Source organism: Acetobacter sicerae (assembly GCF_011516765.1).
Lineage (GTDB): Bacteria > Pseudomonadota > Alphaproteobacteria > Acetobacterales > Acetobacteraceae > Acetobacter > Acetobacter sicerae.
The window spans coordinates 116390-133620 of sequence record NZ_JAAABN010000008.1; the positions used below are offsets into that span (position 1 = coordinate 116390).

Here is a 17231-nt window from a genome sequence, read left to right on the forward strand (position 1 = left end):
AAACGCTTTCCCTCAGATTGGTTGGCCAACGCGCCCGGTGTGACATGGTCTTACCCCCGTAACAGAAGGCGAGCTGGTCATTCTGCCTCGGGTTCCGGGAAACGGGGCGCGGTGCCGACAGGGCGGAAGCGACGGTCGTAATCACCGGCATAGAGCCGGCTTTCGCCGAACTCGGTCGCCCCGAGCGCAGGACCGACAAGGATCAGCGCCGTGCGTTCCATCTCGCTGGCCAGTGCGGACTCCAGCGTCGCCAGCGTGGCCCGGACGATGCGCTCGTCCGGCCAGCTTGCGCGCCACACGATGGCGACGGGGCAGTCGGCGCCATAATGCGGGGTGAGTTCGGTCAGGACGCGGTCCAGCACATGGATTGACAGGTGGATCGCCAGTGTCGCGCCTGTGGCGGCGAAAGCAGCAAGATTCTCGCCCGGTGGCATGGCGGTGGCCCGGCCGGAGGTGCGTGTCAGTACGACCGACTGGGCAACGCCCGGCAGGGTAAGCTCCGCACCCAGTGCGGCGGCGGCGGCGGCGAAGGATGGCACGCCGGGCGTGACATCATAGGGAATGCCCAGTTCGCGCAGGCGGCGCAGTTGCTCGCCCATGGCGGACCACACCGACAGGTCGCCGGAATGTAGCCGGGCGACATCATGGCCCGCTTCGTGCGCCGCTACGATTTCGGCGATGATCGCATCCAGCGATAGTGGCGCTGTATTGACGATGCGCACGCCGGGCGGGCAGTGGTCGAGCAGCGCCGCCGGGACCAGCGATCCGGCATAAAGGCAGACGGGACTGGCCGCGATCAGGTCCCGCCCACGCAGGGTAATGAGATCCGCTGCGCCCGGTCCGGCGCCAATGAAATGAACCGTCATGGAATGTCCCTTTCTGCAATCGCGGCCATGGCCAGCCCGTCGGCGGAGGTCGTGCGAGGGGCGAGCAGGTAAGCGCCCGTTCCGGCAGCGGCCAGTGCGGATGCTTCGGCGACACTGCCTGTGCCGAAGCGAGCCATGACACGATCGGAACGGGTTGGTGTGCTGATATGCGCCAGAGTTTCGGCGTCCAGCGCGCGGATGGGCAGCTTCATTTCCTCGGCCAGAGCCAGCAAAGCGGGTGAGGCGGCTTTTTGCGCAATCGTAGCCAGCGCGACGAGATCTCTGCCGCCGCCCGCTGCTTCCAGCGCATCACGCAGCGAGGCGATGCTGGCTGCCCGCCGGAAGCCGAAACCTGCGACCCTCATCGTGTCACGCTCCACTGCACGACGGGGCGTGCCGGACTCCATCCGCGCATCGACCCCAGTGGGGCGGCTTTCGCCAGTTCGATACGCAGCAATTCGCCTCCCTTCTGTCCATGCCACAGGGCCAGCAAGGCTTCGGTTTCCAGCGTGACGCCGTTTGCGACAATCCGTGTTCCGGGTGGCAGCACGGTCCATAAATGATCCAGCAGGGCCGGATGACCGCCACCACCGATGAAAACGGCATCCGGGTCGGGCAAGCCATCCAGTGCGTCCGGAGCCCCGCCTTCCACGACCCGCAGAAGGTGGTCCACTCCCAGAGCCCTTGCATTGGCGCGGATATTCTCGGCGCGGTCAGCGCGGACTTCGACTGCGATCGCCCGCCCGCCCGCCAGACACCATTCCACCGAAACCGATCCCGATCCGGCACCGACATCCCACAGGATTTCATCGGGGCGCGGCGCAAGAGCCGAGAGCGTGAGGGCGCGGATCGGGCGCTTGGTGATCTGCCCGTCATGCAGAAAGGTGTTGTCCGGCAGGCCCGACGCCCGGCTCAGTCCCTGTGGCCCCGACATGGCGATGGCGACGGCCACTGGTGCCGCGACGTCCGTAAGTGCGAAACCTTCCGCAAGGACAGAGCGGATGCGCTCGCGTGGGCCACCCAGAGCCTCCATGACATGAAGCGTGGAAGTGCCGTATCCCCGACCGACCAGCCATTGCGCCAGTTTTCCGACAGCGGGCCCATCGCGCAGCAGACAGATCGCCCGCCCGTTGGCCTGTAGCGCCGGTCCCAGCCGCTCGAACGGCGCTGCATGCAGCCCCAGACAGGAGACCTGTTCAAGTCGCCAGCCCAGCCGGTTAGCCGCCAGAGAAAAGGTCGATGGCGCGGGGTAGGACACCCACTCGCCGGGATCGAGGCGGGCGGCAAGGCTGGCTCCCGCGCCGAACCAGAACGGATCGCCCGAGGCAAGAACCACCACCCTGCGTCCACGCTCGGCCAATACCGGCTCAACCGAGAAGGGCACCGGCCATGCGCGGCCCCGGTCGTCCGCTTCCGCCAGCGCAAGATGGCGCAGCCCGCCGAAAATCACCTCGGCGCGGGCCAGCTCGGCCTGGCATGACGCCGATAAACCTGCCATGCTGTCTTCACCGATGCCGATGATCACAAGCCAGGGTTCAGCCATGACGCGTGTCCTTCTGCTGGGCGGCACCACCGAAGCCAGCCAGATGGCGCGTGAACTGGCCGAAACAGGCGTCGACGCCATCTTTTCCTATGCTGGCCGCACCGCGTCGCCAGCGCGCCAGCCTCTGCCGGTCCGGGTCGGCGGGTTTGGCGGAATAGAGGGGCTGGCCGCCACTCTTAGAGAAGCGGCAATCACTCATGTCATCGACGCTACCCATCCTTTTGCCGCCCGGATGAGTCGAAATGCTGTGGAAGCCTGTGCGGCTGTCGGTGTTCCGTTGCTGGCGTTCGAACGAGCGCCGTGGGAGGCGGCGGAAGGCGACGACTGGCGTGCGGTTGCCGACATCACGGGCGCGGTCGCCGCGCTGCCCGATGAACCGGCACGGATTTTTCTGGCGATCGGTCGACAGTCGATCGACGCTTTCGCGGTCCGTCCGCAACATGACTACCTGTTGCGTCTGGTCGATCCACCTGACGTCGTCCTGCCCTTGCCCCGGGCGACTGTGGTCATCGCCAAGGGACCATTCACGCTGGCGGGTGATCTCGCTCTGATGCAGGCGCACCGCATCACCCATGTCGTGGCGAAGAACGCCGGTGGCGTGGGCGCACGTGCGAAGCTGGATGCCGCGCGGGCGCTGGGTGTGCCGGTGATCCTGATCGACCGGCCTGCCGTGCCGCCGCGCCCTGTCGCACGCACCGTCGACGAGGTGATGAGGTGGCTTGGTCATCCCGCGCGCCTTGGCGTGTAGACATACCGGCCGACCCGTCGCGTTGCTTCATTGCCGACCAGCACCACTGTCCGCATATCGGCCATCTCGGCGCGCGCTTCGGCCAGTGTCACCACGCTGATCCGTTCCTCGGGCGTCGTGACGGCACGGGCGAAGATGATCAGCCGGTCCGGCCCACATTCCTCACGCAGGATGTCCAGTGCGCGGGCCAGTTGATGCGGGCGGCTGGCCGAGCGCGGATTGTAGAAGGCCATGGCGAAACCCGCCTGTGCCGCAAGGCGCAGCCGCCGTTCGACGATGTCCCAGGGCTTGAGATTGTCGGACAGGTTGATCGTGCAGAAATCATGGCCCAGCGGTGCGCCAATCCGTGCGGCGGCGGCCAGCATGGCGGTGATGCCGGGCAGCACCCGGATTTCGACATGGGCGAAGCGAGGGGACTGTTCCACCGCTTCGAATACCGCCGAAGCCATGGCGAACACGCCGGGATCGCCGGACGAGACGACGACGACCCTGCGCCCGGCCGCCGCCAGTTCCAGCGCATGGGTGGCCCGCTCCAGTTCCACGCGGTTATCGGTGGCGTGCAGCGTCAGCCCCTCGCGTGCCGGGATGCGCGCCACATAGGGGATATAGCCGATCACATCGGTCGCATCGGTCAGGGCGGCTGTCACTTCCGGCGTGATCAGCGCCTCGTCGCCGGGGCCGAGACCGGCAATGACCAGTGGCGTGACGGTCATGGTTCTCCTCCATGCCCGGTTTCGGGACGACGACCCTGCCCATGCACCAGCACGATTGCGAAATAGGGGCAGTCCTCGTCGCTGGCTTCGGCGAGACGGATCACCCGCTGGCCGGGCATGGTGCCGCGCTCCACCAGCCATGCATCCTCAAACCGACCGGAGGCGGCCAGAGCCCGGCGCACCTTGGGCAGATTTCTGCCGGTCTTCATCACAACCAGCGCATCCGCAGTCCGCATATGTTGAGTCAGGTCGGCCTCCGGCATCGTGCCGGTCAGCACGGTGAGCACATCGTCGCCCCATGTGATCGGAATGCCTGTGGCGTTCCAGCAGCCGGTCATGCCGGTGATGCCGGGGACGACTTCCATCTCGACCTGGCCCTGAAGCCGCGCGTGCAGATGCATGAAGGAGCCGTAGAAGAACGGATCGCCCTCACACAGCACCACCACTTCCTGCGTTCGCGCCAGATCGGTCAGACGGCCCGCCCAGTCATCGTAAAAGCTGGCCAGCGCGCTGCGATAGGCGGGACTGTTCACCGGCAGTTCGGTGGTTACGGGATATTCCATCGGATATTCGAGAGTGTCGGGAGCCAGCATCCCCTCGACGATCCGCCGCGCCTGACCTGCGCGTCCGGCCTTACGGAAATAGGCCACATGGCGGGCGTTGCGGATGAGTCGGTCGGCGCGCACGCTGATCAGGTCGGGGTCGCCGGGGCCGAGGCCGGTGCAGATGATCTTGCCGGACATGACGCTATTCTGTCCGACTGGCCAGAGCGTTCACCGCCGCGACCGTGATCGCCGAGCCGCCCAGACGCCCCCTGACTGTCAGCGAGGGCACAGGAAGCGCCTCCATCAGCGCGTCCTTCGATTCCGCAGCGCCAACAAAACCGACCGGACAGCCGATGATCGCCGCCGGTCGGGGGCAGGCGGGGTCTTCCAGCATGTTGAGCAGGTGGAACAGGGCGGTGGGCGCGTTGCCGATGGTCACCACAGCTCCCGCGAGGTACGGACGCCACAGTTCAAGCGCCATGGCCGACCGGGTATTGCCCGCCCTGCGGGCCAGATCGGCCACGCATGGATCGTTCAGCGTGCAGATCACGTCATTGTCGGCGGGTAGGCGTGCGCGGGTAATCCCTTCGCTGACCATGCGTGCGTCACACAGGATTGGCGCCCCCGCCTCCAGCGCCGCGCGTGCTGCGATCGCCATATTGGGCGAGAAGGCGATATGCTTTTCCAGACCGACCATGCCGGCTGCATGGATCATCCGTACGGCGACGATCTCTTCTTCCGGGGTGAAGCGCGCCAGATCGGCCTCCGCCCGGATGATGGCGAAGGAGCGGCGGTAGATGGCAGCGCCGTCGGTTTCATACTGGTAAGGCATTTGGATTTTCCATCAGCGTTCCGGGATCGGCCAGCAACTGTTCGACCGTGAGGGGAGAGGATGCGGGAGAAGAGGCAGCGTTGCCGTCCCTGACAAGGGCAAAACCACGGGCCTGAGCCACGAGGGTCAGCGATGTCGGTCCGGGATGCGCGCACCCTTTCGCACACCCGGACACATGCAGCATCCTGTCGACAGGGACATGTGGCGCGAGCGCGCGCGCCAGCGGTCGCGTGGGTTGCAGGGCCTGAGTGCAACCGGGCAGACCGGGACAGGCGATGACACGCAGCAGGGGATCGTCCGCGCGCGTGATGATACCTTCGATATCAGGTGCGCCGATCCGCTCTTCGAGCAGCAGCATGCGCCATGGTGTGGCGCGCAGAGGGGCGATAGTGGCAAGGGCGGACAGCGCACGCGCCTGCATCTGCCCGAAGGCGAAGCCGATCATGAACCCGACGGCCGATTGGCCGGGCGCAGGAGGCGGCATGTCGGTCATCGGTGCGGCTTCGATTACGTTAAAGGCGGCGGGCAGCGTTGCGCCGTCAGCCAGATGCGCCACCATCCGTTTCCGACCGCCGCTGGAGATGAACCAGCGGGCCAGACTGAGCGCAGTGTCGACGGCGGTATCCGGTGTGACCCGTGCGCCGCTGGCAGCGCCATCGGCCCGGCAGAGCAGGGCTCCCGTGGCGTCGCGTTCGATCCGGATATCGGCGGAGACGTCCCGCAGCATGGGGGTGACACCGGTATCGACGGCGAAGCCGAATTTGCCGGGCAGGTCGAGCGCCCGGTCGTTCCGCAGTGCGCTGCCCAGCCGTTCGGCCAGTTCCGCCGTGCCGTCGCCGCTCTGCCAGAACGGCGTCACGACGATATTGCGTCTGGCTTCCGCTTCAGGCGTCGCGTCGATGAGGCCCAGCGCAGCAAGGCCCATGACAAGCGGGGCATAGGTCGGGTCGGTAACCCCACGAATCTGGATGTTGGCCCGTGCAGACAGGTCGATCAGTCCGTTGCCATATTGCCCGGCCAGACACGCGAGACCGGCGGCCTGCGCCTGGGTCAGTCGCCCGATGGGAGGACGGACACGGACCAGCAGTCCGTCACCGGATGACATCGGGCGAAGAGCGCCGGGACACCAGCCCTTGACCAGCGGTGCGGTCATGACGCCTCGCACAGGCTGGCGGCGATGGTATTGCGGCGGATCGTCCACAGACCTGCTGCGGCGAACGTGCGGAAACGATCGTGGCTTTCGCGGAAGACCACCTGCATGGTGATTTATCCCTTCCGCCTCATCTGGCCCGGTGGCGTGGCATGGGCCGCTTCAGTGTCGGCTGGAGCAGAGACGGGAATTTTCGCAAAGCCGGTTGAGGAACTCATGTCATCGCTCCTGCGGAGGGAGGCGGGCAAGGCTCTGTTTGCGGAAAATCTGCGAGCACTGGCTCCAGGGTACCAGACCGTCGGGGGTAGCCGCATAGGCGGTGGCGCCGGTCAGGATCTCGGCCGCGTCGTCTTCACTGAGACGCCCATAGACGTAGCTCCAGCAGCCGGGTGCGGTCAGTGCTATCACGCAGCCATTACTGCAGGCGGACAGGCATTCAACCGGTGCGATGGTAAGCTTTTCGGGCATGGGTTTATTGGCCAGCGCGCTGTAGAGGCGAGCGCCTGCCACGGGTTGCCCCTTCACGGTCGGTTGACCTGCTCGGCAGGTCGTACAGACGAGGAGTGTCGCGTTCATGTCCCAGCTCTGTTCAGCAACCGGGGTGTCCGCGGCCAAACCCCGACCGCGAACGGACAATGGGGAGCGTCCAGCCGGTTGCAGCGCACCCCGGCTGCCCGTTGTCTCATTTTGCTGGCAGGTCTCCCGGCTCCCGGATTCAGGGTTTCCCCAGTGATCACCCACCTTCCCGACGATGCGTCAGTGGCATTGGGCGATCTTTCCGGTAACGGTCGCGGGGGCGGCTGTGCCTGGGTCGGCCCTTTCGGGCAGGCCTGTCACATTCCCTCTTAGCCACTCTACAGATAACCCTATAGAGCAGAACCAATAGATCGGCTGTTGGGGCAATGCGCCTCTTATGTCAAGCGAGGAAGCCCATCATGACCCATGCCTCGGACCCGGACAGCAACAGCTTGGCTGATACTGTCTGTTAGGCCGGACGCGACAGGATCACGGTCTTCACGCAGGGGAGAAAGGCTGCAGATCGTCCGTGCCGGGGGCAGGGAACGGGACATTCTCATCCGGTTTCGGGATGGCCCTGCGCGGTCGTCCTGCTGGCTATCTGCAAGGGCTCTTCGGATACAAACCTTCGATAAAGGCTGAATTCACCGGAAACGGATAGCCAATAAGCGCTGCTTTGAACGGGTATCGGGTCTTTCTGCCTTCCCGAGCACAATAGTCTCGTCAGCAGACAAGACAAAACGCCATAAAAAAAGCCGCCCCATGAAAGGGCGGCCTCATAATGCTTGATAAAGGAAGCAGATTTCAGCCCGCGACCAGCTCTTCCGGCTCACCGCGTGTCCGCTTGACCAGCAGCTTGTTCAGCGCGTGGATGTAGGACCGCACGGCAGAAACGACCGTATCGGCGTCAGCGCCCTGACCATCGACCATCTTGCCGTTTTCTTCCAGACGCACGGTTGTGCGTGCCTGCGCATCGGTGCCTTCGGTGACGGCGCCGACAGAGAACAGGGCCAGACGCGCATCGTGCGGGAAGGCGCTGCGGATGGCGTTGAAGGCTGCATCGACCGGACCGTTGCCGTTGGCGGTCGTTTCCACGGCTTCACCGTCGATTTCCAGAACCAGCGTTGCTTCCGCAGGGCGCTGCGAACCGGCCACCACATCCAGCGACAGGAAGCGGATGCGGGCATGATCGCGGACTTCATCGTCAACCAGCGCGATGATGTCCTCGTCGTAAACGACCTTCTTGCTGTCAGCCAGATCCTTGAAGCGCTGGAAGGCTTCGTTCATCTTCTCGTCGCTGATCGTGTAACCCAGCGCCGCCAGCTTGTCGCGGAAGGCCGCACGACCGGAATGCTTGCCCAGCACCAGCGAGGTCTTGGACCAGCCGACACTTTCCGGCGTCATGATTTCGTAAGTCGCGGCGTTCTTCAGCACGCCATCCTGATGGATGCCGCTCTCATGGGCAAAGGCGTTGCGACCGACGATGGCCTTGTTCGGCTGAACGTCAAAGCCCGTTGTCGTGGACAGCATCTTCGACAGCTTCAGCAGCTTCGTCGTCTCGATGCGGTTGGTGTAGGGATACTGGTCGTGGCGGGTGCGGATCGCCATGACGATCTCTTCCAGCGCCGCATTGCCCGCGCGCTCGCCGATGCCGTTGATCGTGCACTCGATCTGACGGGCGCCGCCGCGCAGGGACGCCAGCGTGTTGGCCACGCCCAGGCCCAGATCGTTATGATTGTGCGCGGAGAAGATCACCTGATCCGCGCCCGGCACACGCTCTTTCAACATGGTGAAGATGCGTTCCATGTCTTCCGGCGTGGCGTAACCGACCGTGTCAGGGATGTTGATGGTCGTCGCGCCTGCCTTGATGGCGGCTTCAACGCAACGGCACAGAAAGTCAGGGTCCGTGCGGGAGCCGTCTTCCGCGGACCATTCGACGTCGTTCGTCAGGTTGCGGGCGGCCTTGTTGCCGGTGGTGATGATTTCCAGAACGGTCTCCGGCTCCATCCGCAGCTTGTATTTCATGTGCAGCGGGGAAGTGGAGATGAAGTTGTGGATACGACCGCGTTCGGCGTGCGCGATGGCGTCGCCTGCCGCCTGAATGTCGTTCTTGCCGCCGGAACGGGCCAGCGCGCAGACAACTGAGCCCTTCACGACGCGGGCGATTTCAGCGACGGACTGGAAATCGCCCTTGGACGCGACGGGAAAGCCCGCCTCGATCACGTCCACGCCGAGATCGGCCAGTGCTGCGGCCATGCGCAGTTTCTCTTCCAGATTCATGGAAAAGCCGGGCGACTGCTCGCCGTCACGCAGCGTTGTGTCGAAGATGAAAACGCGGTCGTCGGTGACGCGGCCGAAGGAAGGATGGTCGAAGGTCATGAAAAGCCCCGGTATGACGTGTCTTGGTCCCTGTTTCGTCCTTTTAGGCACGAAACGCTCTGCTGACGATATCCCCTAAGCGTTATCGGCAACGCATGCCGATGGGCGCGCTCAGGGGCGGATAAGTCGAAGGAGAAGCTGGGAGAGGCCGCGCGTGGTCGTGGCGCTGAAGCGCTTCATCGACTCGGAACGGGCGGCGGCAATAGTCATGCTGGGTAAAATACTGGATCAGCAGAGAGATGCAACCCAAAGATGGATGCAACCTGTGGCGACAGGGTGATTGCCTGTGTGCTGATGATGGACCTGATCGCATATTGCGCGCTGTTCTGCGCGAGGAAAGACCGGACTTTCCGTCGCGACGTCATGCCTGACAGCACGGTGTGTCAGGCATGACGTCAGGATCACTCAGTCCTGAAGCGGGAGGAGGAAGGTGCCATCGTCCAGTTCGGTGCCGCGCTGGGCAGCATGAGCGCAGGAAGCGGTACGAACATCGCTTTCTGCCGCTGTGAGATCAATCATCTGACCCGGACCGACCATCAGCTTGCCGACACCGCCAGCAGCATAGGCGGGGTCATTTTTGACATCGGCGCGCTTGGCCAGTGAGCGACCGAGCGAACGCACCGTGGTGTCGTCATCGATATCGTGCGCGTGGCAGTAGTACATCAGACCGGCGATGTTGCCGACGGAAGCATTGTCCACTGTCGGGCCGGGTCCCACAGGAGCCTCGGCTACCGAAGAAGCCGCTGCGGGAGCTGCCGTCTGGGCAGACGCCACACCAGCGGTCAGTGTCAAACCGCATACAGCTGCAAGAGCGACGGATTTGCACAGTGATTTCATGAAAAATCTCCTGAAAGCCAAATTGCCGCACTACTGTTGGCTTCTCTCAGGATGGGAGCAAGAGGTCTGGGTGCTGGTCTGTTATGCGGGAGTTCTTCTTATTTATGGCTGTTTACCATCAATTCGGACCGTTGAGGTCTTTAATTATTCATGAATATACTTTTTATTCGTATATTTGTTTTTCATGTTCTGAATGATTTGTTGTGGATTTCTTGTCGAGCCACAGGCGCTTCTATAAAGCATGGACATGTCTCCGGTTCCGTCTCTGTGCGTTGAAGGGAGGAGAGATTGTTTCGCACGGCTCGGGTGAGGGGGCTGTGTCTTCCTTGAATACAGGCAGGGTCCAGGGACTGCGCTGGACGTAATTCTTCGATGTGACGGGGTGGTCGTTAATAATACCTCTGGTGACTGCCACCCTGCCTTATAGGAGTGCGGTTCTGGAATAATATCGGCCTCAAAAGAAGGGTTTCTGGTTTTGAGGCTTCAGACCGGAACGCACCTTAACTGGCAGACACTCATGATGTTCCTGTCCATGTCTTCAGGTTCTGTTTCATGTGATCTGCTGTGGGTGAAGCGGGACATGAGTGCTGGTGATTTCCATCGCTTCGAGCAGATGGGCGCTGCGCTGTGTGAGGCTGGGAAACGGCAGGAACTTTCCCCGCTGTCATCGGTTTTTGATCGCAAAGAAGAATGCCGATCTGGCGAATGAAATATTCGTGAGCCTGATAAACTTAATTTGTGAATAGAACATATTTGTTTTTAGTTGAAATTGGCAATGTCGTATGACACCCTGCTTGATGTCGGATAAGAACAATAAGAAATGGCGGCGACCTTCGGGTCGCCGTTTTCATATTTTCCGCATGACGGCGGGACTTCAGTGGGTTCGGCCGTTTCTGTTCTTGTTATTGGCGACAGTCCTGTCAGTTGCAGGAACGGATATGCTCACCAGTCATCCCGTGTGCGCTGTTTCACTTCATGACAGCTTAACGTCAGACGAAGCGCCATGAGAGCCGGCGCTGGGACACAGCGTTCAGATTCTCCATACGGACTGCGTAGGGCGAGAGAGTTGTTGTGTTTCTCGACATCCTGAATCAGTAACGCTGTCACAAACAGGTTCTTCGTGATTGTCATGAGCGCAGGAGTTCGACAGATGCCGCAAAAAATTCAGCCGGGAGCCCTATTCAAGGAAAATCTTCAGCAACTGCCTTCCATCGACGGCGTGCAGCGCATCGATCTGCTTGACGGAGCGGGAAAGGTCGTCGCCAGTATCGAAAATCTGCCGGGCAAGCAGGGTTCGCTGGCTGTTTATCAGTATCTCAAGCAGACTTTTGGAAAGCTCGACGCAAAGGCAGCTGAACATGGACTGACTGTTTTCGGTGAGCACACGGTGGATGCGCGAAACCGGCCGGGAGCGCATCCGAATATTGATCGCCTGCTTGAAATTGTGGCTGGCGAAGCGCCTCTGGAGATCGAAATTGTTCCGGCCCGCACCTGAAATGACGGCTCTGCTGTGAAGGCGATGGCGAGGACCGGTTTCCATCGTCTCGCTGCGCTTTCTTTGGCGATGACACGTGACGACCATTATTGGCCGTCTTTCAGACTGTACGGCAGCCTCATTTCAGGGCTTTGCCCTGCACCCACAAAGGGGCGCAGATCCTTTGATCCGATTTGTTAAAATAGAGGGCTAGAAGGCCCTGCTTTGTTGTCAGTATGCACACCATTCAGCGCCAGAAAGAAACCCTCCGGTCATCCTATGGAGCGGGGTAAAACCGCCTCACCACCCGTTCCATCGTGAGTCCCTGCGCAACGATCGTGAACACGACGACGCCGTAGCAGATCGGCAGGATCAGATTGCGCAGATCGCCTGCGGGCAGACCGAGCGCCAGAGAAAGGGAGATGCCACCGCGCAGGCCTCCCCATGTCAGGATGCTGAGCAGCCTTCCCTTGTCCCAGTGTTTCAGATGCAGGGGCAGTGTCGAGAAAAACACGCTCAGACCACGTCCCAGAATGGACAGCGGAACGACAAGAAGCATGGCCGCCAGCGAGGAAAGATGCAGCGGGATTTCGAGAATTTCGAAGCCGATCAGCAGAAACAGGAGGACATTCAGCACTTCATCAATGAGAGTCCACGCGATGTTCAGTTCCTTGCGGCCATGCTCGTCAAAGATGGACTGACTGTAGTGCGTGCCGAGACAGAGACCCGCGATCACGACCGCCACGGCCCCTGACATGCCGAAATAACTGGCGACACTGTAAGTCCCTGTCGCCAGCGCAAGAGAGGCGATAAGCTGTGTATGCGCATCCCTGCTGGCGCGCAGCAGGAAAAGGGTCAGCCAGCCTGTAGCCGCTCCGAGCAGACAGCCGCCGACCGCTTCCCAGAGAAAGCTCTCGACGATGTGCGTCAGCGTCACATGGCTTGCATCGCCAGTGGCCAGACCGATGGTCACACCGAAAATGACAATGCTGATGCCGTCATTGAACAGGCTCTCACCTGCGAAGACTGCCTGAATATCCTGAGGCAGTCCCAATCGACGCAGCATGCCGATGACAGACACCGGATCGGTCGGCGCAAGGATCGCGCCCAGCACCACACACCACGAAAAGGGCGCTGCAATGCCCAGAAGGGGAAAGATCAGCCATGCTGCGCCGGCCAGCATCAGAACTGCGAGGATCGTTCCCAGAACCGCGAGCGCGGTTACGGACTTCAGCTTCGTCCGGAAGCAGCCGAGATTGACGCCCAGAGCGCCTGCGAACAGCAGCAGCGACAGCGCGCCGTTCAGCAGGGCTTCCGGCAGATTGACGGTGCCAAGAACCGAATGGGCGAACAGACGGGGATCATAGGCCGGGAAAAGCATGCCGGTGGCTATAACGAGCAGGGACGCCGCAATGGAGATCAGCATGACGCCGATCGTCATGGGCAGTCTGAGCCAGCGGTCATTCACAATACTGAAGACCGCAGACAGAGTAAGAAGAAGAGCCAGCAGACCGAGAGTATTCATATCTCCCGGTCGCGCTCCGGGACCTCAGATGTCAAGAAGAATACGACAGACGACTCTTTCCGTCATGTTTCGTCACAAAACCCCGGCGTGTTTTATCCCTCGACCAGTTCCGAAGCCCGATAACCCTGCGCGAACAAAGCGGTACGCAGCGTGCCGTGCTCGATCCTGTTCACGATCTCCTTCCGCACCACAGGCTTGGCGTGAAAGCCGATGCCAAGGCCCGCCGCACGCAGCATGGGCAGGTCGTTTGCGCCGTCGCCGATCGTCAGCGCCGCGCTCAGAGGTGCGTCAGCGGTGGCGGCGATACGGATGAGGTGCTGGAGTTTGGCGTCCGGTCCAAGGATAGGCTCACCAACCGTGCCCTCCAGTGTGTCACCGGCGACATTCAGGATATTGGCGTGATTCTCGGCAAAACCGCAGGCCGCACCCACGCGGGCGGTGAACCATGTGAACCCGCCTGAAACCAGCGCCGTCGCCGCGCCATGCGCCTTCATGGTCTGCACCAGAGTGCGGGCGCCGGGATTGATCTTCACGTCTTTCCACGCGTCTTCCAGCAGGGAGGCGGGCAGATCACGCAGAAACGCGACACGATTGCGGAGCGAAGTCTGGAAATCGATCTCGCCATTCATCGAGCGGCGGGTGACAGCGGCGACTTCCTCGCCAATGCCGGGACGGATGCGCTCGGCATGAGCGGCGATGTCGTCCAGCGTCTCGTTGGCGACGATGGTGCTGTCCATATCGGCCACAAGGATTTTCCGGCGCCGGTTTTCGCTCGGACCATACAGGACATCGACAGCGCGATCAGTCAGGGCGAGGCGGATGGCGTCGATCTGCGCTGGCGTGAGCGGCGCGCAGGCGATATCGACAGCCTCGCCCGGCGAGAGGATGGTCGTCTCGCCCCCTGCGGCCAGCGTGCTGGCCAGCGTAATGTCCTGGGGCGTGAGGGATGTGGCTTCGCGGTTCGCGACGAGTGTCAGAATAGCGCTCATAATGGTGCTGCGTGTGACAGGGTTGATGGCTGGAGGCAAGCGACAGGATGATGAAGAAAACGGACAACAGCCGTGCGGCGCTGATTGTCGCAGGTCCGACATGCTCCGGAAAGTCCGCGCTGGCTCTCACTCTGGGCGAGGAACTGAACGGGACCGTCATCAATGCGGATTCGATGCAGGTCTATCGGGAACTCCGTGTCCTGACGGCCCGTCCGACGCCGGAGGAGGAGGCCCGCCTCCCGCACCGGCTTTATGGCGTCAGTCCGGCAGCCGAAGCCCGCAGCGTGGCGTGGTGGCGACTGGAAGCCCTCGCTGCGATGGAGGAGGCATGGGCGGCGGGCCGCCTGCCCATCCTCTGCGGCGGCACAGGCATGTATCTGCGCGCCCTGACCAACGGACTGGCTGAAATCCCGGAAGCCAGCGCGGAGGCGCGGGAGGAGGCGCGTGCGCTCGCTGCTGACCCGGCGGACCTGCATGACCGTCTTATGGCGGTGGACCCGGAGACGGCGGGTGGCCTGCGTCCCACTGACCCGCAGCGTCTGGCTCGGGCCTGGGAGGTCTGGCGCAGCACCGGCAGGGGGCTGGCGTGGTGGCGTGCGCAGCCCGGTCTGCCTGCTGCGGACTGCCGGTTTGCGGCGATCCGTCTCGATCCGGCGCGGGACGTGCTGCGCGCCGCCATCGCCCGTCGCTTCGGTCTGATGATCGAACTGGGAGCCATTGAGGAAGTCCGCGCTCTACTGGAGCAGCACCTCGACCCTGCGCTTCCCGCCATGCGGGCGCATGGCGTGCCGGAACTCTCCGCCATGCTGCGGGGTGAAATCACTCTGGCCACGGCGGAGGAGCGGGCAGTGCAGGCGACAGGCCGCTACACCAAGCGTCAGGCCACATGGTTCAACCACCAGCCTCTCGTCAGTCCGGATCGAATGATTATTATCGAAAACAGAATTGACCTTAATGAGCAATTTTTGAAAAGAAAAATACCGGAAATCGTATCTTTCATGCAAAAGCAGGTTGACGCTCCGGCGGGCGGGGCTTAAACCACCCCTCCACCTTCCGGTACTGCGCCGAAGGTTCAGCCCTGCCGATGCGCGAAACGCGGTCGGCCCAACACAGCAAACCCGGGTGAAAGCAGGCCCCACAGCGACGGGCGCCCACCTTGCGGGAGACGACGATGAACGCCACCACACAGACGATTGCGACCCAGTCCGACGCCAGCACCACGCTGACCGGCGCCGAGGTGCTCATGAAGGTTCTTGTGGATCAGGGCGTCGAGGTCGTCTTCGGTTATCCGGGAGGCGCAGTCCTTCCGATTTATGATGCATTGTTCCAGCAGGACCGCATCCGCCACATTCTCGTGCGCCACGAACAGGCTGCCGTGCATGCCGCTGAAGCCTACGCCCGCTCGACGGGGCGCGTGGGCGTGGTGCTGGTCACCAGCGGCCCCGGCGCGACCAACGCCGTGACCGGCCTGCTCGACGCGCTGATGGATTCCGTGCCTGTCGTGTGTCTGACCGGACAGGTGCCCGTGTCGCTGATCGGCAACGACGCGTTCCAGGAAGCCGACACCACCGGCATCACGCGCCCCGCCACGAAATACAACTATCTGGTCAAGCGCCCGGAAGAGCTGGCCCCTGTGGTCAACGAGGCCTTCGAGATCGCCCGCTCCGGCCGCCCCGGCCCGGTGGTGGTCGACCTGCCGAAGAACATCACGGTCGGCCCGGCCCCTTACGCGCCGCCAAGCCGCACGCCCCGTGCCTCCTACCAGCCGAGCACCGAGCCGGACCGCAAGACCGTCGCCCGCGCCGTCGCAGCTATGAAGTCGGCCAAGCGCCCGCTGTTCTATGTCGGCGGCGGCGTGATCAACGCGGGCAAGGAAGCCTGCGCCGACCTCACGCGCCTGATCCACATGACCGGCTTTCCCTGCACCGCCACCCTGATGGGCCTTGGCGCGTTCCCCGGCAGCGACAAACAGTTCCTCGGCATGCTGGGCATGCACGGCACCTACGAAGCCAATCTGGCCACGCATGACTGCGACGTGCTGATCGCCCTCGGCTCACGCTTCGATGACCGCGTGACCGGTCGCGTCGATGCGTTCTCGCCGCATTCTTTCAAGATCCACGCCGACATCGACCCCTCGCAGATCAACAAGATCATCCGCGTGGACGTGCCGATCGTCGGTGACGCGGGACGCACCATCGCCCTGATGATCGAGGAATGGGAAGCGCAGTCCGCCAAACCCGACACGAAGGCGCTGGAGGCATGGTGGTCCCGCATCAAGGCATGGAAGGCGCTCGACTGCCTGCGCTTCACGCAGGACAAGTCCGCCGAGGCTGTCATCAAGCCGCAGCAGGCCATCAAACGCATCTATGAACTGGCCGTCGAGACCGGTCGTGAGACCTTTGTCTCCACGGAAGTTGGCCAGCATCAGATGTGGGCCGCCCAGTTCTTCAAGTTCGAAAGCCCGAACCACTGGCTGACCTCCGGTGGCCTTGGCACGATGGGCTACGGCCTGCCTGCCGCCGTCGGCGCACAGGTCGCGCACCCCGATGCGCTGGTCATCGACGTGTCCGGTGAAGCCTCTGCCCTGATGAACATTCAGGAACTGGGAACCATCGCCCAGTACCGGCTGCCGGTGAAGATCTTCCTGATCAACAACCACTACATGGGCATGGTCCGTCAGTGGCAGGAACTGCTCCACGGCTCCCGCTACTCCGAGAGCTACAGCGACGCGCTGCCGGACTTCGTGAAGCTGGCCGACAGCTTCCACGCCAAGGGCTTCCGCGCCACGAAGATGGGCGAACTGGACGACACCATCCGCGCCGCTCTGGAGCATGATGGTGCGGCGGTCATCGACATCTGCGTGGCGGAGGGTGAAAACTGCTTCCCGATGATCCCGTCCGGCGCTGCTCATAACGAGATGATCCTCGGACCGGAACAGGAAGAGAAAGGTGCTGAAATCACCGATGAGGGGAAGATGCTCGTCTAGAGATCGCATTCCCGCGTGTGGTGATTCTGTTCTTTAAAAGGATGGAAACGCCGCGCATTGCCCCATGCTCTTCCCTTTTGCGCCCGGCGCGGTTACAGCCGCCCGGACGTCGTAACGGATCGGACTCC

The 17231-nt window shown here is 62.7% G+C and carries 17 protein-coding genes and 1 riboswitch; of the genes, 5 read left to right on the forward strand and 12 right to left on the reverse strand.

Translation table 11 applies throughout. The features are described from left to right. Positions 1-77: 77 nt before the first annotated feature. The 3 genes from cobM to cbiE are packed head-to-tail and all read right to left on the reverse strand — an operon-like array spanning position 78 to position 2409. On the reverse strand, positions 78-866 hold the full coding sequence (gene cobM / locus GVI59_RS10700) for a precorrin-4 C(11)-methyltransferase (protein WP_173574271.1): 789 nt from the start codon (positions 864-866) through the stop codon (positions 78-80). After that, positions 863-1231: a cobalamin biosynthesis protein gene (locus tag GVI59_RS10705; RefSeq protein WP_173574272.1), complete on the reverse strand. Its 369-nt coding sequence runs from the start codon at positions 1229-1231 to the stop codon at positions 863-865. The genes cobM and GVI59_RS10705 overlap by 4 nt, the downstream gene beginning before the upstream one ends. Beyond that, entirely contained in the window at positions 1228-2409 is a 1182-nt protein-coding gene (gene cbiE / locus GVI59_RS10710) for a precorrin-6y C5,15-methyltransferase (decarboxylating) subunit CbiE (protein ID WP_173574273.1), read from the reverse strand. The genes GVI59_RS10705 and cbiE overlap by 4 nt, the downstream gene beginning before the upstream one ends. Between cbiE and GVI59_RS10715 the strand changes: the two genes are divergently transcribed. Beyond that, the gene (locus tag GVI59_RS10715) at positions 2408-3157 is read left to right on the forward strand and encodes a cobalt-precorrin-6A reductase (protein ID WP_173574274.1); all 750 of its coding nucleotides are present in this window, start codon (positions 2408-2410) and stop codon (positions 3155-3157) included. The two genes, cbiE and GVI59_RS10715, sit on opposite strands and share 2 nt — an antisense overlap. Here the strand turns inward: GVI59_RS10715 and cobJ are convergent. The 6 genes from cobJ to GVI59_RS10745 all read right to left on the reverse strand — a co-directional run bounded on the left by cobJ (position 3133) and on the right by GVI59_RS10745 (position 9292). Continuing rightward, on the reverse strand, positions 3133-3870 hold the full coding sequence (gene cobJ / locus GVI59_RS10720) for a precorrin-3B C(17)-methyltransferase (protein WP_173574318.1): 738 nt from the start codon (positions 3868-3870) through the stop codon (positions 3133-3135). The genes GVI59_RS10715 and cobJ overlap by 25 nt on opposite strands. Continuing rightward, the gene (locus tag GVI59_RS10725) at positions 3867-4613 is read right to left on the reverse strand and encodes a precorrin-2 C(20)-methyltransferase (protein ID WP_173574275.1); all 747 of its coding nucleotides are present in this window, start codon (positions 4611-4613) and stop codon (positions 3867-3869) included. Before GVI59_RS10725 ends, cobJ begins: the two co-directional genes overlap by 4 nt. 4 nt (positions 4614-4617) lie before the next feature. Continuing rightward, entirely contained in the window at positions 4618-5247 is a 630-nt protein-coding gene (locus GVI59_RS10730) for a precorrin-8X methylmutase (protein ID WP_173574276.1), read from the reverse strand. Beyond that, positions 5231-6400, reverse strand: a complete 1170-nt coding sequence (cobG, locus tag GVI59_RS10735) for a precorrin-3B synthase (protein ID WP_173574277.1) — start codon at positions 6398-6400, stop codon at positions 5231-5233. The genes GVI59_RS10730 and cobG overlap by 17 nt, the downstream gene beginning before the upstream one ends. Before the next feature lie 216 nt (positions 6401-6616). Next, the gene (locus GVI59_RS10740; RefSeq protein ID WP_173574278.1) at positions 6617-6973 is read right to left on the reverse strand and encodes a DUF1636 family protein; all 357 of its coding nucleotides are present in this window, start codon (positions 6971-6973) and stop codon (positions 6617-6619) included. A gap of 99 nt (positions 6974-7072) precedes the next feature. Continuing rightward, a riboswitch (cobalamin riboswitch) is annotated at positions 7073-7296 on the reverse strand. Positions 7297-7717: 421 nt separating this feature from the next. After that, on the reverse strand, positions 7718-9292 hold the full coding sequence (locus GVI59_RS10745; protein WP_173574279.1) for a 2-isopropylmalate synthase: 1575 nt from the start codon (positions 9290-9292) through the stop codon (positions 7718-7720). Between the two features lie 252 nt (positions 9293-9544). On the opposite strand from GVI59_RS10745, the gene GVI59_RS10750 reads away from it, so the two are divergent. Next, a complete protein-coding gene (locus GVI59_RS10750) occupies positions 9545-9685 on the forward strand; it encodes a hypothetical protein (RefSeq protein ID WP_173574280.1) in 141 nt (46 codons plus the stop codon). Positions 9686-9697: 12 nt separating this feature from the next. Here GVI59_RS10750 and GVI59_RS10755 read toward each other — a convergent pair whose 3' ends face one another. Further along, a complete protein-coding gene (locus GVI59_RS10755; protein ID WP_173574281.1) occupies positions 9698-10129 on the reverse strand; it encodes a hypothetical protein in 432 nt (143 codons plus the stop codon). A gap of 1150 nt (positions 10130-11279) precedes the next feature. Between GVI59_RS10755 and GVI59_RS10765 the strand changes: the two genes are divergently transcribed. After that, entirely contained in the window at positions 11280-11624 is a 345-nt protein-coding gene (locus tag GVI59_RS10765; RefSeq protein ID WP_173574283.1) for a DUF2322 family protein, read from the forward strand. A 256-nt stretch (positions 11625-11880) separates the two neighbouring features. Here the strand turns inward: GVI59_RS10765 and GVI59_RS10770 are convergent, their stop codons facing one another. Next, the gene (locus GVI59_RS10770) at positions 11881-13128 is read right to left on the reverse strand and encodes a cation:proton antiporter (protein WP_173574284.1); all 1248 of its coding nucleotides are present in this window, start codon (positions 13126-13128) and stop codon (positions 11881-11883) included. Between the two features lie 92 nt (positions 13129-13220). Next, positions 13221-14117: a phosphoserine phosphatase SerB gene (serB, locus tag GVI59_RS10775; protein WP_173574285.1), complete on the reverse strand. Its 897-nt coding sequence runs from the start codon at positions 14115-14117 to the stop codon at positions 13221-13223. Between the two features lie 50 nt (positions 14118-14167). Between serB and miaA the strand changes: the two genes are divergently transcribed. Both miaA and ilvB read left to right on the forward strand, forming a co-directional pair. Continuing rightward, the gene (gene miaA / locus GVI59_RS10780; RefSeq protein ID WP_173574319.1) at positions 14168-15154 is read left to right on the forward strand and encodes a tRNA (adenosine(37)-N6)-dimethylallyltransferase MiaA; all 987 of its coding nucleotides are present in this window, start codon (positions 14168-14170) and stop codon (positions 15152-15154) included. 134 nt (positions 15155-15288) lie between these two features. Further along, on the forward strand, positions 15289-17103 hold the full coding sequence (ilvB, locus tag GVI59_RS10785; RefSeq protein ID WP_173574286.1) for a biosynthetic-type acetolactate synthase large subunit: 1815 nt from the start codon (positions 15289-15291) through the stop codon (positions 17101-17103). The last annotated feature ends 128 nt before the right edge of the window (positions 17104-17231 follow it).

Coding starts and splice junctions, on each gene's coding strand:
- GVI59_RS10755 (WP_173574281.1), bottom strand. CDS start 10,129: ATGAAATCACTGTGCAAATCCGTCGCTCTTGCAGCTGTATGCGGTTTG.
- cobJ (WP_173574318.1), bottom strand. CDS start 3,870: ATGACCGTCACGCCACTGGTCATTGCCGGTCTCGGCCCCGGCGACGAG.
- cbiE (WP_173574273.1), bottom strand. CDS start 2,409: ATGGCTGAACCCTGGCTTGTGATCATCGGCATCGGTGAAGACAGCATG.
- GVI59_RS10770 (WP_173574284.1), bottom strand. CDS start 13,128: ATGAATACTCTCGGTCTGCTGGCTCTTCTTCTTACTCTGTCTGCGGTC.
- ilvB (WP_173574286.1), top strand. CDS start 15,289: ATGAACGCCACCACACAGACGATTGCGACCCAGTCCGACGCCAGCACC.
- GVI59_RS10740 (WP_173574278.1), bottom strand. CDS start 6,973: ATGAACGCGACACTCCTCGTCTGTACGACCTGCCGAGCAGGTCAACCG.
- miaA (WP_173574319.1), top strand. CDS start 14,168: ATGAAGAAAACGGACAACAGCCGTGCGGCGCTGATTGTCGCAGGTCCG.
- cobG (WP_173574277.1), bottom strand. CDS start 6,400: ATGACCGCACCGCTGGTCAAGGGCTGGTGTCCCGGCGCTCTTCGCCCG.
- serB (WP_173574285.1), bottom strand. CDS start 14,117: ATGAGCGCTATTCTGACACTCGTCGCGAACCGCGAAGCCACATCCCTC.
- GVI59_RS10705 (WP_173574272.1), bottom strand. CDS start 1,231: ATGAGGGTCGCAGGTTTCGGCTTCCGGCGGGCAGCCAGCATCGCCTCG.
- GVI59_RS10715 (WP_173574274.1), top strand. CDS start 2,408: ATGACGCGTGTCCTTCTGCTGGGCGGCACCACCGAAGCCAGCCAGATG.
- cobM (WP_173574271.1), bottom strand. CDS start 866: ATGACGGTTCATTTCATTGGCGCCGGACCGGGCGCAGCGGATCTCATT.
- GVI59_RS10725 (WP_173574275.1), bottom strand. CDS start 4,613: ATGTCCGGCAAGATCATCTGCACCGGCCTCGGCCCCGGCGACCCCGAC.
- GVI59_RS10765 (WP_173574283.1), top strand. CDS start 11,280: ATGCCGCAAAAAATTCAGCCGGGAGCCCTATTCAAGGAAAATCTTCAG.
- GVI59_RS10745 (WP_173574279.1), bottom strand. CDS start 9,292: ATGACCTTCGACCATCCTTCCTTCGGCCGCGTCACCGACGACCGCGTT.
- GVI59_RS10750 (WP_173574280.1), top strand. CDS start 9,545: ATGGATGCAACCTGTGGCGACAGGGTGATTGCCTGTGTGCTGATGATG.
- GVI59_RS10730 (WP_173574276.1), bottom strand. CDS start 5,247: ATGCCTTACCAGTATGAAACCGACGGCGCTGCCATCTACCGCCGCTCC.